General features: G+C 75.3%; 13 protein-coding genes, 1 tRNA gene and 1 other RNA gene. 7 read left to right on the top strand and 8 right to left on the bottom strand.

Annotated features, from left to right (window positions below):
* Positions 1-153: 153 nt before the first annotated feature.
* Together aceE and fdhD are read right to left on the bottom strand one after the other, a co-directional pair.
* On the bottom strand, positions 154-2,910 hold the full coding sequence (aceE, locus tag ACRYR9_RS07750) for a pyruvate dehydrogenase (acetyl-transferring), homodimeric type (protein WP_432491415.1): 2,757 nt from the start codon (positions 2,908-2,910) through the stop codon (positions 154-156).
* Positions 2,911-2,967: 57 nt separating this feature from the next.
* Entirely contained in the window at positions 2,968-3,873 is a 906-nt protein-coding gene (gene fdhD, locus ACRYR9_RS07745) for a formate dehydrogenase accessory sulfurtransferase FdhD (protein WP_432491413.1), read from the bottom strand.
* A gap of 179 nt (positions 3,874-4,052) precedes the next feature.
* On the opposite strand from fdhD, the gene ACRYR9_RS07740 reads away from it, so the two are divergent.
* From ACRYR9_RS07740 to ACRYR9_RS07715, 6 genes are all read left to right on the top strand, one after another.
* Positions 4,053-4,481, top strand: coding sequence for a DUF3052 domain-containing protein (locus tag ACRYR9_RS07740; protein WP_432491411.1), 429 nt, complete (start codon positions 4,053-4,055; stop codon positions 4,479-4,481).
* 23 nt (positions 4,482-4,504) lie between these two features.
* On the top strand, positions 4,505-4,966 hold the full coding sequence (locus ACRYR9_RS07735; protein WP_432491410.1) for a redoxin domain-containing protein: 462 nt from the start codon (positions 4,505-4,507) through the stop codon (positions 4,964-4,966).
* 52 nt (positions 4,967-5,018) lie between these two features.
* Positions 5,019-5,091 (top strand) — tRNA-Val (locus ACRYR9_RS07730).
* Positions 5,092-5,111: 20 nt separating this feature from the next.
* Positions 5,112-6,047: a Nif3-like dinuclear metal center hexameric protein gene (locus ACRYR9_RS07725; protein WP_432491408.1), complete on the top strand. Its 936-nt coding sequence runs from the start codon at positions 5,112-5,114 to the stop codon at positions 6,045-6,047.
* Positions 6,048-6,054: 7 nt separating this feature from the next.
* A complete protein-coding gene (locus ACRYR9_RS07720; RefSeq protein ID WP_432491406.1) occupies positions 6,055-6,798 on the top strand; it encodes a zinc ribbon domain-containing protein in 744 nt (247 codons plus the stop codon).
* On the top strand, positions 6,795-7,916 hold the full coding sequence (locus ACRYR9_RS07715) for a bifunctional RNase H/acid phosphatase (protein ID WP_432491404.1): 1,122 nt from the start codon (positions 6,795-6,797) through the stop codon (positions 7,914-7,916). The genes ACRYR9_RS07720 and ACRYR9_RS07715 overlap by 4 nt, the downstream gene beginning before the upstream one ends.
* A gap of 268 nt (positions 7,917-8,184) precedes the next feature.
* Here the strand turns inward: ACRYR9_RS07715 and ACRYR9_RS07710 are convergent, their stop codons facing one another.
* On the bottom strand, positions 8,185-9,984 hold the full coding sequence (locus tag ACRYR9_RS07710) for a bifunctional metallophosphatase/5'-nucleotidase (protein ID WP_432491402.1): 1,800 nt from the start codon (positions 9,982-9,984) through the stop codon (positions 8,185-8,187).
* 74 nt (positions 9,985-10,058) lie between these two features.
* Entirely contained in the window at positions 10,059-10,802 is a 744-nt protein-coding gene (locus ACRYR9_RS07705; RefSeq protein WP_432491400.1) for a YaaA family protein, read from the bottom strand.
* Between the two features lie 36 nt (positions 10,803-10,838).
* Between ACRYR9_RS07705 and rnpB the strand changes: the two genes are divergently transcribed.
* Positions 10,839-11,228: RNase P RNA component class A (rnpB, locus tag ACRYR9_RS07700), an RNA gene on the top strand.
* A 43-nt stretch (positions 11,229-11,271) separates the two neighbouring features.
* On the opposite strand, the gene ACRYR9_RS07695 is transcribed toward rnpB, so the two are convergent.
* From ACRYR9_RS07695 to ppgK, 4 genes are read right to left on the bottom strand one after another with little or no spacing between them, the layout of a single operon-like run.
* The gene (locus ACRYR9_RS07695; protein WP_432491398.1) at positions 11,272-11,667 is read right to left on the bottom strand and encodes a hypothetical protein; all 396 of its coding nucleotides are present in this window, start codon (positions 11,665-11,667) and stop codon (positions 11,272-11,274) included.
* 43 nt (positions 11,668-11,710) lie between these two features.
* Positions 11,711-12,304 carry a DUF6083 domain-containing protein gene (locus ACRYR9_RS07690; protein ID WP_432491396.1) on the bottom strand — a complete coding sequence of 198 codons (594 nt, stop codon included), beginning with the start codon at positions 12,302-12,304 and terminating at the stop codon, positions 11,711-11,713.
* A gap of 55 nt (positions 12,305-12,359) precedes the next feature.
* The gene (locus ACRYR9_RS07685) at positions 12,360-13,355 is read right to left on the bottom strand and encodes an LLM class F420-dependent oxidoreductase (RefSeq protein WP_432491453.1); all 996 of its coding nucleotides are present in this window, start codon (positions 13,353-13,355) and stop codon (positions 12,360-12,362) included.
* A 53-nt stretch (positions 13,356-13,408) separates the two neighbouring features.
* Positions 13,409-14,188, bottom strand: a complete 780-nt coding sequence (ppgK, locus tag ACRYR9_RS07680) for a polyphosphate--glucose phosphotransferase (protein ID WP_432491451.1) — start codon at positions 14,186-14,188, stop codon at positions 13,409-13,411.
* Positions 14,189-14,236: the final 48 nt, after the last annotated feature.

The raw sequence follows: 14,236 nt of genomic DNA, 5'->3' as shown, positions 1-14,236 counted from the left end.
GGAGCTGTAGGACGCCATCGCGCGGGCGGACCCCGCCCAGCGCTCACCACCGCGCCCCGCGCGGGTCCAGCCGGCGCCCGCCGAGCGCCCGACCGCCCCCCCCCGCGCCCGCGGGCCGGGGCTCTCGTCGTCGTGCCCGGGTGCCGGGAGCGGTCAGCTCTCCCCGCCGGCGCTGCCGCTGCGCCCGGCGCGCACGTCGTGCAGCTGGTACTTCTCGATCGCCTGGCCGGGCGCGCGCCAGTCGACCTCGCCGCGGTGGGCGAGCACCTCCAGGGCGCGCACCGCCACCGAGGGGCCGTCGATGTGGTAGTACCGCCGCGCGGCGGCGCGGGTGTCGGAGATGCCGAACCCGTCGGCGCCCAGCGAGACGAACTCGCCCGGCACCCACTGGCGGATCTGGTCCGGCACCGCGCGCATCCAGTCGCTGACCGCGACCACCGGGCCGGGGGCGTCCTTCAGCTTCTGCGTGACGTACGGCACGCGCGAGTCGTCGCCGGGGTTGAGGAAGGCGTGCTCGTCGCAGGCCAGGCCGTCGCGGCGCAGCTCGTTCCAGCTCGTCACCGACCACACGTCCGCCGCGACGCCGAAGTCCTCCTTCAGCAGCGCCTGCGCCTCCAGGGCCCACGGGACCCCCACGCCGGAGGCCAGCAGCTGGGTGCGCGGCCCGTCGCCCTCGCCCACCGAGACGCGGTGCAGACCGCGCAGGATGCCGTCCACGTCCACGTCCGCGGGCTCGGCCGGCTGGACCATCGGCTCGTTGTAGACCGTCAGGTAGTAGATGACGTTCTCGGGGTCCTCGCCGTACATGCGGCGCAGGCCGTCCTTGACGATGTGCCCGATCTCGTACGCGTACGCCGGGTCGTAGGAGACGACCGCCGGGTTCGTGGAGGCCAGCAGCAGCGAGTGGCCGTCACCGTGCTGCAGGCCCTCACCCGCCAGCGTCGTGCGGCCGGCGGTGGCGCCGATGAGGAAGCCGCGGGCCATCGTGTCGGCCGCCGCCCACAGGTTGTCGCCGGTGCGCTGGAAGCCGAACATCGAGTAGAAGATGTAGATCGGCAGCATCGGCTCGCCGTGGGTGGCGTAGGAGGAGCCGGCGGCGGTGAACGCCGAGGCGGAACCGCCCTCGTTGATGCCGACGTGCAGGATCTGCCCCTGCTCGGACTCCTTGTACGCCAGCATCAGCTCGCGGTCGACCGACGTGTAGTTCTGCCCGTGCGGGTTGTAGATCTTGATCGTCGGGAACAGCGAGTCCATGCCGAACGTGCGGGCCTCGTCGGGGATGATCGGCACGACGCGCTTGCCGAACTCCTTGTCGCGCATGAGGTCCTTCAGCAGGCGGACGAACGCCATGGTGGTGGCGATCTCCTGCTTGCCCGAGCCCCGCGCCGCGACCTTGTAGGCGTCGTCGGCGGGCAGGTGCATCGGGGTGTGCTGCACGCGGCGCTGCGGCACCGGGCCACCCAGGTCCGCGCGGCGCTTGCGCAGGTACTGGATCGTCTCGTCGCCGTCGCCGGGGTGGTAGTACGGCGGGCGGTAGGGGTCCTTCTCCAGCTGCTCGTCGCTGATCGGGATGCGCAGCGAGTCGCGCAGGAGCTTGAGGTCCTCCAGCGTCAGCTTCTTCATCTGGTGGGTCGCGTTGCGGCCCGCGAAGTGCGGCCCCAGGCCGTACCCCTTGATGGTCTTGGCGAGGATCACCGTGGGCTGCCCGGTGTGCTGGGTCGCCGCCCGGTAGGCCGCGTAGACCTTGCGGTAGTCGTGGCCGCCGCGCTTGAGCGACCAGATCTCGTCGTCGCTCATGCCCGCCACGAGCTTGGCGGTGCGCTCGTCGCGGCCGAAGAAGTTCTCGCGGACGTAGGCGCCGTTCTCCGCCTTGAACGTCTGGTAGTCCCCGTCCGGGGTGGCGTTCATGAGGTTGACCAGGGCGCCCTGGCCGTCGGCGGCCAGCAGGGAGTCCCACTCCCGGCCCCACAGCACCTTGATGACGTTCCAGCCCGCGCCGCGGAAGAACGCCTCCAGCTCCTGCACGATCTTGCCGTTGCCGCGCACCGGCCCGTCCAGGCGCTGCAGGTTGCAGTTGACGACGAAGGTGAGGTTGTCCAGCTCGTCGTTGGCCGCCACGTGCGCCAGCCCGCGCGACTCCGGCTCGTCCATCTCGCCGTCGCCCAGGTACGCCCACACGTGCTGCTGGGAGGTGTCCTTGATGCCGCGGTGGTGCAGGTACTTGTTGAACTGCGCCTGGTAGATCGCGTTCGCCGGGCCCAGGCCCATCGAGACGGTCGGGAACTCCCAGAAGTCCGGCATGAGGCGCGGGTGCGGGTACGACGGCAGCCCGTTCGGCGCCGCGGAGGCCTCCTGGCGGAACCCGTCCAGCTGCTCGGTGCTCAGCCGGCCCTCGAGGAAGGCGCGGGCGTACACCCCGGGGGAGGCGTGGCCCTGGATGAAGACCTGGTCCCCGCCGCCGGCGTGGTCCTTGCCGCGGAAGAAGTGGTTGAAGCCGACCTCGTAGAGGGTGGCGGAGGAGGCGTAGGTGGAGATGTGCCCGCCGACGCCGATCCCGGGCCGCTGCGCCCGGTGCACCATGACGGCCGCGTTCCAGCGGATCCACGCCCGGTAGCGGCGCTCGACCTCCTCGTCGCCGGGGAACCAGGGCTCGGACTCCGGGCCGATGGTGTTGATGTAGTCCGTCGCCGTGAGGCTGGGGACCCCGACCTGCTGCTCGCGCGCGCGCTGCAGCAGCTGCAGCATCAGGTAGCGGGCGCGGTTCTTGCCGCGCTCCCCGACGACCGCGTCGAGGGACGCGAGCCACTCCCCGGTCTCCTCGGGGTCGATGTCGGGCAGCTGGCTGGGCAGCCCGTTGAGGATGGGGCCGAGCCCCGCGGGGCCGTTCCCCGCATCGTCGCGTCTGGCCACGGTGGTGGTCCTCCCGCTGTCGTCCGTCGGCCCGCGGTCAGCGGGCGCGTCCCCAGGCTATTCCGCCGCCGCGGCCAGCACCGCACCCGGGACCCGCCCGGTGCCCGCGGGTGCGGCCCCGGGCTCGGCTCCGGGGCGCAGCCGGTGCGAACCGGCGTAGACGTTCGCGCTGGGCGGTCGCAGGAAGCCCACCAGGGTCATGCCCGCCTCGCGGGCGAGGGAGACCGCCAGGGAGGACGGCGCCGAGACCGCCGCCAGCACCGGCACCCCGGCCATCGCCGCCTTCTGGACCAGCTCGAAGGAGGCCCGCCCGCTGACCACCAGCACGTGCCCCCGCAGCGGCAGGGCACCGGTGCGCAGCGCCCACCCCACGACCTTGTCGACGGCGTTGTGCCGCCCCACGTCCTCGCGCAGGCACAGCAGCCGCCCCGAGGCGTCGAACAGCCCGGCGGCGTGCAGGCCGCCGGTGCGCTCGAAGGCCGACTGGTGCGCCCGCAGCGCCGCGGGCATCGCCTCCAGCACCGCCGGGTCCACCCGCACGTCGTCGTCGGCCAGCGGGGCGGGCACCCGCGCCAGCACCTGCTCCACGCTCGCCGACCCGCACACCCCGCACGCCGACGTCGTGGTGAAGGGGCGCGGGGTGCGCTCGCCGGCCAGCCTGCTGCCGGCCCGCGGGGTGACCTGCGCCACGTTGTACGTCGGCTGCCCGTCCTCGCCGAGGTCGGTGCAGTGCCGCAGCGCCACCACGTCCCCGGCGCCGGCCAGCAGGCCCTCGGCGTGCAGGAACCCCAGGACCAGGTCCACGTCGTCGCCGGGCGTGCGCATCGTCACGGCCAGCTGCTCGCCGGCCACCTCGATCTGCAGCGGCTCCTCCACGGCCAGCGTGTCCACCCGCGCGGTGGAGGTGCCCCCCGGGCGCAGGTCCAGCCGCTGCGTGCGCGTGCGCGTCGTGACCCGTCCCACGGGCGCCAGGGTCCCACGCCCGGGGCGGGTCCGCACCGCGCGCGGAGGTCACGCGGGGGTCACGCGAGCGCCCCGTGCGGGCCGTCACCTTGCGCGCGGGGGGTTCGGTGGGCTGGACTAGGAGGTCACGGAGCACGGACGAACCCCGGTGACGGGGCAGAGGGAAGGCAGGACAGCACGTGGGCGCGACCGCGGACCCTGCCGCCGACACGGCGGCAGTGGCCAAGCTGGGCTTCAAGCCCGGTCAGCTCGTGCAGGAGTTCGGGTGGGACGAGCAGGTGGACGACGACTTCCGGGTCGCCGTCGAGGAGCTCGTCGGCAGCGAACTGCTGGACGAGGAAGCCGACGACGTCGCCGACGTCGTCCTGTGCTGGTACCGGGACGGTGACGGAGACCTGGTGGACGCGCTCGTGGACGCCATCACCAACCTCGCCGAGGGGGGCGTCGTGTGGTTGCTGACGCCCAAGAAGGGGCGCCCGGGGCACGTGAACGCCGCCGAGATCGACGAGGCCGCCCCCACCGCGGGCCTGCACGCCACCTCCAGCGTCAGCGCCAGCGCCAACTGGGCCGGCACCCGCATGACGACGCCGAAGAGCGGCCGCCGCTGAGCGCGCCCGGCCCGGGCGCCGCGATGCCCGCGGCCTTCCCCGTGCCCGGGGCGGTGGTGCGGGACCAGCACGGCGAACCGCTGCGGCTGTCGGAGCTGTGGTCGGAGGGGCCGGCGCTGATCGTCCTGGTGCCCGCCGCGTTCTCCACCCACTGCACCGCCGAGCTCGGGGCGCTGGCCGGCGACGTGGACCGCTTCGACGACGCCGGCGTGCAGCTCGCGGCGCTGTCCTGCGACCCCGTGCCCGCGCTGCGGGCGTGGGGCGAGGACCGCCGCTACCCCTTCCCGCTGCTGTCCGACTTCTGGCCCCACGGCGCGGTCTCGCGCGCCGTGGGCGCCTTCGACGAGGAGCTCGGCGTCAGCGAGCGCCTGTCCCTGCTCGTGCGGGACGGCCGCGTGCTGTGGGACCTGCACGGCGACGGGCGCGCGCCCCGCCCGCACTCGGCCCACTGCCAGGCGCTGGAGGTGCTGGCCGCCTCCCGCTGACGCGCTCCCCGAGGCACTACCGTGGGCGCTCCCGGCGCCCGCGCGCCGGTGCGGGCCCGTAGCTCAGCTGGTAGAGCACCGCGCTTACACCGCGGCCGTCGTCGGTTCGAACCCGGCCGGGCCCACCCGCCGCTAGGGTGCGCCCGTGCCCGAGCCGACCCCCGCACCGCACTCCGCACCGACCCCGGGGACGGCTCCCGAGCCGCCGCCGGCCGCCCCGGCGCTGGGGGAGGTGCTCGAGGTCCTCCAGGAGCTGCACCCCGAGCGCTGGGCGCAGCCGTGGGACGCCGTCGGCCTCGTCTGCGGGGACCCCACCCGCACGGTGCGCCGCGTGCTGCTGGCCGTCGACCCGGTCGAGGCCGTCGTCGACGAGGCCCTGGACGCCGACGCCGACCTGCTGCTGGTGCACCACCCCCTGCTGCTGCGCCCGGTGTCGTCGGTGGCGGCCACCACCGCCAAGGGGCGCGTGGTGCACCGGCTCGTGGAGGCCGGCTGCGCCCTGTACGTCGCGCACACCAACGCCGACGCCGCCGCCCCCGGCGTCTCCGACGCCCTGGCCCGGGTCCTCGACCTGGACGGCCTCGTGCCGCTGGAGCCGCTGGCCGCCGAACCGGGCCGCCCCGAGCTCGGCATCGGCCGCGTCGGCACGCTGCCGGCGCCCGAGCGGCTCGCGGACTTCGCCGACCGCGTCGCGCAGGCCCTCCCCGCCACCGAGCAGGGCGTGCGGGTGGCCGGTGACCTGGACGCCCTCGTGCAGCGCGTCGCCGTGTGCGGCGGCTCCGGCGACAGCCTGTTCGCGCAGGTGCGCGCCAGCGGCGCCGACGTGTACGTCACCGCCGACCTGCGCCACCACCCGGCCTCCGAGGCCCGCGAGAGCGCGGGGTTCGGTGCGGGGTCCGGCGCCGCGGGGACCCCGCACCTGGTGGACGTGGCCCACTGGGCCAGCGAGTGGCCCTGGCTGGCCGGGTGCGCCGACCGCCTGGTGACGGCGCTCGCCGCGCGCGGCCGTACCGTGGACGCCCACGTGTCCACCACGCGCACCGACCCCTGGGCGCTGCGCGTGCCCAGTCGAGGAGAGTGACCGGCGGATGCCCAAGGCCCCGGCGATCGACCAGCAGAAGCTGCTGGACCTGCAGGCCGTCGACATCCGGCTGGCGCAGCTGGCGCACCGGCGCGCGAGCGTCCCCGAGCAGGCGGAGCTGGACTCGCTGCTCGCCGAGCGCCGCCGCGTCGGCGACGTCCTCGTGGCCGCCCGCACCCTCGTCAGCGACGGCGAGCGCGCCGTGGCCAAGGCGGAGGCGGACGTCACCCAGGTGCGCGAGCGGGCCGCCCGCAACACCGCCCGGCTGAACGCCGGCGTCGGCAGCGCCAAGGACCTGCAGGGCCTGCAGCACGAGCTGGAGTCCCTGGCCCGCCGCCAGGGCGTCCTGGAGGAGACCGAGCTGGAGGCCATGGAGAAGCTGGAGCAGGCGCAGTTCGCCGCCGCCGAGCTGACCACCACCGACGGCGAGCTGACCGAGCAGATCGAGGACGTCACCCGCCGCCGCGACGCGGTGCTGGAGGAGGTCGCCACCGAGGAGCGCGCCGTGCTGGCCCGCCGCCAGGCCATCTCCTCGGGGATCGAGCCCGCGCTCGTCGAGCTGTACGAGCAGACGCGCGCCCCCCGCGGCGGCGTGGGTGCGGCGCTGCTGCAGGGCCGCCGCTGCGAGGGGTGCCGGCTGGAGCTGAACGCCTCCGACCTGGCGGCGGTGCGCTCCGCCGCCGCCGACGACGTCGTCTTCTGCGAGGAGTGCGGGCGCATCCTCGTGCGCACCGGCGAGTCGGGGCTGTGAGCGGCGCTCGCCGCCTGCGCGTCGAGGCCGACGGGGGCTCCCGCGGCAACCCCGGACCGGCGGGGTACGGGGCGGTCGTCAAGGACGCCGCGACCGGTGAGGTGCTCGCGGAGGTCGCCGAGTCCATCGGCCGGGCCACCAACAACGTCGCGGAGTACCGCGGGCTCCTCGCGGGGCTGCGCGCCGCCGCCGAGCTCGACCCGGGCGCGAGCGTGGAGGTCCGCATGGACTCCAAGCTCGTCGTGGAGCAGATGTCCGGGCGGTGGCAGGTCAAGCACGCCGACATGCGCCGCCTGGCGCAGGAGGCCCGCGCGGTGCTGCCCGCCGGGCAGGTCGACTACGGCTGGATCCCGCGCGCGCAGAACTCCCACGCGGACCGGCTGGCGAACGAGGCGATGGACGCCGCGGCCGCCGGGCGGCAGTGGCAGCGCAGCACCACGCCTCCCACGACGGCCCCCACCACCGCCACCGCTCCGGCGGCGTCCCCCTCGGCGGCGGCCGCGGGCGGCGGTGGGCAGCCGCTGGACCTGGTGCTCGTGCGGCACGCCTCCACGCCGCTGACCGAGCAGCGGCGCCTGTCCGGCCGCTACGGCGAGGACCCGGAACTGTCCGAGGCGGGCCGTGCGGAGGCCCGCCGGGCCGCGGAGTGCGCCGAGGTGCGCGGCGCCGGTGTCGTCATCACCTCCACGATGCGCCGCTCCCGCCAGACCGCCGAGGCCATCGCCGAGCGCACCGGTGCGCAGGTGCTGGTGGACCCGCAGTGGGACGAGACCGACTTCGGCGACTGGGACGGCTTCACCGCCGCGGAGGTGGCGCGCCGCTGGCCGGCGGAGTTCGCCGCCTGGTCCACCGACCCGGCCGTCGCGCCACCCGGTGGGGAACCGCTGGTCGCGGTGGAGCGCCGCGTGCAGCGGGCGGCGGCCGCGCTGCGCACCCGCTGGGCCGGTCAGCGCGTGGTGCTGGTCACCCACGGCGACCCGCTGCGGGCGCTGCTGCGCGAGTGCCTGGGGTGCGGGTCGCACGTGCAGCGCCGCATCCACGTGGACCCCGCCTCGCGCACGCTGCTGCGCCTGCACGACGACGGCACCAGCGAGGTCCTGGCCGTCAACCGCGTGTAGGCCCCGTCCTGCGGAGCGCGGCTGCGGCGCACTGGCGTGATCGCGCACGGATCGCGTCGAGACGGCGGTGCTCCCGTGCGTTCAGGCCGGCAGCGGGCAGGGCGTCGACCCCGGCCTCGTGTGGTGGTCTTGCGAGGTCGAGCTCTCAACCGTGCAAGATCACCACAGGGGGGACGTCACGACCCCGACGTGACCGCGGAGCCGTCACCCCTGATCCGCGAGGCGCGGGGCCCCGGTCGAGCCCGGGGCCCCGCGCGCGTGCGGTCCCTCAGTCGAACAGGCGCTCGCCGCCGGAGGTGAGCCACCAGTTCTCCACCGCGAAGTCGGCCGGGTCGATCGTGCCGGTCTGCTGCGCGTGGTCGATGAGCAGCTGGCGGATCTCCACCTGCTCGTCGTAGACGACGGGTGCTTCGGCGATGTGCGGGAAGCCGCCGCCGCCGGAGCGCCGGTAGTTGTTCACCGCGACCACGAACTCCTGCTCGTCCGTGACGGGCGCGCCGTCCAGCGTGAGGGACGCCACGCGCGAGCCGGCCGGCCGGGAGAGGTCCAGCTCGTACTCCACGCCCGCGAGCTGGTCGAGGTTGTAGTCCGGGACCTCCCCGGTGGCCAGGGACTCCGGGTCCGCCGGGTTCCCCGGCGGGACGCTGGCGTAGTACTCGGCGGCCTTCTCCAGGTAGTCGCGCACCTGCGCACCCGTCATCCGCACGGCCTGCAGCGTGTTGTCGTACACGTACAGCCCGGCGACGTCCTTGACGGTGACCTCGCCCTGCGGGAACACCGCGGTGCGGCTGAACGGCGCGGCGATGGACAGCACCGGCAGGTCCGCGTCGGGCGTGCCGGCGACCGCCTCGCGCACCGTGTCGGTCTGCACCCGCTGGATGAAGTCGATGAGCGGGGTGTCCCGCCAGCGCGAGGCGGTGGCCGGCAGCTCCTCGGTGGAGGTGGCGACGACCTGGTCGACGTAGTCGACGGTCCTGCGGTGCTCGTCGGCGATCACCTCGACGATCTCGGGGTCCTCGGGCACGTCGGCGGCCCGGACCTCCTGCACGTCGGCCCCGGCGAGGGAGTACTCGCCCTTCGCCTTGCGCAGCTCCAGCTGGCTGACGGTCACCGAGGCGCCCCAGCGGTACGGCTGGGTCACGAGCACGCGCTTGCCGGGGGTGGCGGTGGAGTCCACCCACGCCTCGGGGAGGTCCTGGTGGCTGTGGCCGGCCACGACGACGTCCACACCGGCCACCTCGGCGGCGACGCGGTCGCTGACGTTCTCCGCCGGCAGGTCCTCCTCGCTGTAGGAGGACTCCCCGGAGCGGCCGGAGTGCGACAGGACGACGACCAGGTCGGCACCGGCGGCCTTCATCCGCGGCACCTCCCGCTGCGCGGTGGCGACCACGTCCTCGAAGGTGAGCTGCCCCTCGACGTTCTGCTTGTCCCAGACGGCCGAGCCGGGGGTGGTCAGGCCGAGGATGCCGACCTTCACCGCCTTGCCGCCGCCGGTGGGCTTCACGTCCCGCAGCACCCACGGCCGCAGGTACGGCGTGCCGGTGCGCTCGTCGATCACGTTGGCGCCCAGCAGCGGCGCGTCCAGGTCGAGGCGGTACTTCGCCAGGGTGTCCAGGCCGTAGTTGAACTCGTGGTTGCCGACGACCTGGGCGTCGATGCCGATGGCGTCGTACGCCTGGGCCATCGGGTGCTCGACGCCGGTGGTGGTCACCGGCTCCTGGCGGGCGTAGTAGTAGGTCAGCGGGGTGCCCTGGACGGCGTCGCCGTTGTCGACGACGAGGGTGGAGTCGGCGCCGCGCTCGGCGCGCACCCGGTCCACGGCCGTGGACACGCGCGCCAGGCCCAGGCCCTGCCCCTCGGCGTAGGGAGCGCCCGCGAAGTAGTCCCAGTCCAGGACGTGGCCGTGCACGTCCGTCATGGACACCAGGGTGATGGAGGGCGGGACGGGGGCCGCGGCGGCGGCGCCGGCGCCCGTGGTGGCGCCCAGGCCGACCAGCAGACCGGTGGCGCTGAGGGCGGCGGCCGTGCGGGTGCGGCCGCGGCGCCCGGAGGTGGGGGGAAGCTGCATGGGGCCACTCCACCGCCCCCGGGTGTCGAACAGGTGACGCCCGGGTGTCACACCGGTCACGGCAGCCCCACGCGTCACGGGGCTTCGACCTCCAGGGTCCACGTGGCCCCGCGCCGCGCCGGTTCCAGCAGCTTCGCCCCGAACGCCTCGGTGGTGGCGTCGAGCAGCGCAGCCGGAGTGCGTGGCGGGCGGCCCGGGCGCGTCAGCAGGTGCCGGGCCAGCAGGCCGCGGGTGTGCTTGGCGGCGTGCGAGACGACCTTCCCGTCGCGCAGCACCCGCACCGCCACCGTGCGCGCGGCCGTCGCCGCGTCGGGCACCCACGCGGCGGCGTACGCGGCCGAGCGGCAGTCCACCACCACGCCGGCCGGCTGCAGCACCGCGCCCAGGTGCGGGCGCCAGAACGCCGCCAGCGGCCCGATCCCGGGCAGGTCGGTGCCCATGGACAGCCGGTAGCCGGGCACCCGGTCCCGCGGGCCGAGCAGCCCCCACAGCGCCGAGACCACCAGGACCCGCCGCGCGGCGGCCGCCGGCAGCGACGGCAGGTCCAGGGCGTCGAACAGGACACCGGTGTAGACGCGCGCCGCCGGTGCCGCCGGCCGGGTGCGCAGCGTCGTGTTGGCGCGCACCACGTCCACCAGGCTCGCTCCCGCGCCCAGCACCGACGGCGCGTCGGGCCGGGCGGAGACCTCCACCAGGGCGTCCAGGACCCGCTCGCGCGCCGCCGTCAGCTCCGGTGAGGACAGCGCCTCCAGCCGCACGGGAGCGCCGCGCGCCGGCCCCGCCCACTTCGACTCCGACGGGGGCAGCAGCACGAGCACGAGGGGGCAGCTTAGGGGCGCTACGCTGGTCGTGGACGAGTCGGCCGGGCGGTCGCGTCGGCCCGGGAGACCGGGCCGCCGAGGAAAGTCCGGACTCCACAGGGCAGGGTGGTGGGTAACGCCCACCCGGGGTGACCCGCGGGACAGTGCCACAGAAAGCAGACCGCCTCCCCGGCGCGAGCCGGGGCGGTAAGGGTGAAACGGTGGTGCAAGAGACCACCAGCGCACCGGGTGACCGGTGCGGCTCGGCAAACCCCACCCGGAGCAAGACCAGACAGGCAGCGTTCGAGGGCGGCCCGCCCGAGCTGCCGGGTAGGTCGCTGGAGGCGCGCGGCAACGCGCGTCCGAGAGGGATGACCGCCGCCCGCAGCGGGTCGTCAGACCCGCCGCGGGGCACAGGATCCGGCTTACAGGCCGGCTCGTCCACCACCCGCTCGACCCGGGGGTCGCGGTGCGGCCCCCGGGCGGCTCAGAGCGAGCCGAGCGACCAGCCCGCGACCTCGCTGATGCGGCCCCGCCACAGCAGCCCCTCGGCGATGCGCTGGGTGCCGTCGATCTGCGCACCGGCCAGGTGCAGGAAGTCGCGGTGCGGCGGCTCCCCGGCGGGGCGCCTGCTCTCCAGGGCCTGCAGGAGGCGCTGCACGTCCTCCGCGACCTGCCTGCCTCCCGCGCCCCCCCGGGCGGCGCGCTCGCTGAACTGCTGCAGCCAGCGGTCGCGGCCGATGAGGGTCCCGGAGACGACCTGGCCCCCGGCGAAGAGCGTGATGTCCAGCACCATCCCGTGGTCGGCCATCGCAGCCAGCCGCTCCAGGACGGCGTCGCCACCGATGTCGAGGATCTCCTGCACGTCGTGATCGTCGGGCACGCCCCACAGAGTAGTGGCGCACCCGCGCCCGGGCGCCGCGGCGTCAGCCCGCCGGCGCTCCGCCCGCGCCCTCGCGGTTGCCCCGCCACGCCCGCTGCAGGCGCGGGTTGGCCGGTTCGGGCGCCGCGCCGCACACCACCTCGTGCAGCACCCGCGCCCCCGGCTGCTCGTCACCGCCGTCGAAGGGTTCGGCGCGCCCGTCGCGCACGCGCCAGCGCACCTCTGCCGGGACCGACGCCGCCAGCACGGCGTCCTTCGCCAGCACCACCCGGTCCGCGCCGCCGGCGCTGCGGTAGACGTGCACGGGGGCCCCGCAGCGCCCGCACTCCTCCTCGGCGTACGGGCGGGCGGCGGCGCGCTCGGCCATCCGCGCCACGTGCCGCAGCACCTCGGAGGACTGCTGCCCCAGCGTCGGCGGCAGGCCGACGGGGCGGGCGGACGCCGCGGTGCCGCGCTCCCGGGGCCGCTGCCGGCCGAAGCGGGCGGTGCACCCGGCGCACACGCGCACCCGCACCCCCAGGCGCTCCTGCTCGCCGACGTCCTCGACCCCGCCGCAGAACGCGCAGATCCGGCCCTCGAGGTCCTCGTCCGCTGCGCCGTCGGTCGGCGGGGCCTCGCCCACCCGGTCCTCGCTCACCCGGTCAGCATGCCGCCCCGGCCGGACACCACCGGCGGCGGCGCGCCAGCCGGCCTCAGCCGCGCAGCGCCGGGACGACCTCGCGCTCGAACAGCTCGATCCCGCTGGTGTCGGTGGCCGCCTCGGGGAAGTACAGGATCGGGTAGGTCATGCCCGCCTCGACGACCGGCTTCAGCTTCTCGACGATCTGCTCCGGCGTGCCCACCCCCGGCAGGTGCGGGGCGAGCGACCCCATCTCGCGCTCGGCGGCGTCGGCGCCGACGTGCCGCTCCAGGACCGCGCGCCGCTCGGCGAGGCGCTCGGCGACCTCCGCCTCGTCCCGGCCGATCGCGACGTTGTAGTTGGCGCTGCGCACGATGGAGCCGAAGTCGGTGCCCACCTCGCGGCAGTGCTCCTCGAGCACCCGCGACTTGTGCGTGAACCCCTCGAGCGTGCCGTCGAAGTTGGTGCACCGCGCCCACTGCGCCGCGTACCGCAGCGTCTTGCGCTCACCGCCGCCGGCGATCCACAGCGGGATGCCGCCCTCCTGCAGCGGCAGCGGACGCACGATCGCGCCGTCGGTGCGGTAGTGCTCGCCGGCGAACGTGGACACGCCCTCGGTCCACGCCTGCCGCATGATCTGCACGCCCTCGGCCAGGCGGGCCAGCCGCTCACCGGCGCCGGGGAACCCGTACCCGTAGGCGCGCCACTCGTGCTCGTACCACCCGGCCCCGATGCCCATCTCCACGCGGCCGCCCGAGACGACGTCGACCGTGGCGGCGACCTTCGCCAGGTACGCCGGGTTCCGGTAGCTCATGCACGTGCACATCTGGCCCAGGCGGACCCGTTCCGTGGCGGCGGCGAACGCGGCCATCAGCGTCCACGCCTCGTGGGTCGCCTCGTCCGTGGGCTCGGGAACGGTGTGGAAGTGGTCGAAGACCCAGATCGACTCCCACACGTCCCCGGCGTCGGCGCGCTGCGCCAGCGAGCGCATCGCCGGCCAGTGCTCGGCGGGGACGAGCCCCACCAGGTCGTGCTTCCAGCCCTGGGGGACGAAGAGTCCGAACCGCAGCGTCGCGTCGCTCACGGGGCGACCCTAGTGCCGCCCGCCGGGCGGCGCGTCGCTCAACCCCGCGCGCGGGCCGCCGCCAGCGAGGCGGCGCCGATGATGCCCGCGTCGTTGCGCAGCGCCGCGGGGACGATCGGGGTGCGCAGGTCCAGCAGCGGCAGGAACTTCTCGTGCTTCTTGCTGACCCCGCCGCCCACGACGATGAGGTCCGGCCACAGCAGGTCCTCCAGGTGCGAGTAGTACCGCTGCAGGCGCTTGGCCCACTGCTGCCACGACAGGTCGTGGCGCTCGCGGGCGGAGTCGGCGGCCTTCTTCTCCGCGTCGTGCCCGCCGATCTCCAGGTGCCCCAGTTCGGTGTTCGGCACCAGGGTGCCGTCGACGATGAGCGCGCTGCCGATGCCGGTGCCCAGCGTGGTGACGACCACGACGCCCTTCACGCCCTTGGCGGCGCCGAAGGCCGTCTCGGCGTACCCGGCGGCGTCGGCGTCGTTGACCACGAGCACGGGGCGGCCCAGGGCGTCGGAGAACAGCGCCTCGGCGTCCGTGCCGATCCAGGAGGGGTCCACGTTGGCGGCGGTGCGGGTGATGCCGTGCTGCACCACCGCCGGGAACGTGATGCCGATCGGGGTGTCCGGGGCGGCGTCGAAGCCGGCGAGCACCTCGGCGACCACGGGCGCGACCGCCGCGGGGGTGGCCGGCTGCGGGGTCGCCAGCCGCACCCGCTCGGCGGCGAACTCCCCGGCGGACAGGTCCACCGGGGCGGCCTTGATGCCGGAGCCCCCGATGTCGACCCCGAGGGCGCGCGCGGGGCGCGCGGGGGAGGGGGTGGCGGGCATGCCGCTGTTGGACGCCGTCGGAGTGCTCACGACGCCGAGCGTAGGCAA

It is taken from the genome of Kineococcus auxinigenes (genome assembly GCF_050871525.1).
In the GTDB taxonomy this organism is placed as follows: Bacteria; Actinomycetota; Actinomycetes; order Actinomycetales; family Kineococcaceae; genus Kineococcus.
The sequence above is the reverse complement of the archived record's forward strand: the minus strand, read 5'-3'. Positions and strand labels throughout refer to the sequence as shown.

Bases quoted from the DNA above. Each gene is read 5' to 3' on its own strand.
- ACRYR9_RS07735 (WP_432491410.1), top strand. From the start codon at position 4,505: ATGCCCGCGGCCTTCCCCGTGCCCGGGGCGGTGGTGCGGGACCAGCAC.
- ACRYR9_RS07710 (WP_432491402.1), bottom strand. From the start codon at position 9,984: ATGCAGCTTCCCCCCACCTCCGGGCGCCGCGGCCGCACCCGCACGGCC.
- ACRYR9_RS07720 (WP_432491406.1), top strand. From the start codon at position 6,055: ATGCCCAAGGCCCCGGCGATCGACCAGCAGAAGCTGCTGGACCTGCAG.
- ppgK (WP_432491451.1), bottom strand. From the start codon at position 14,188: ATGCCCGCCACCCCCTCCCCCGCGCGCCCCGCGCGCGCCCTCGGGGTC.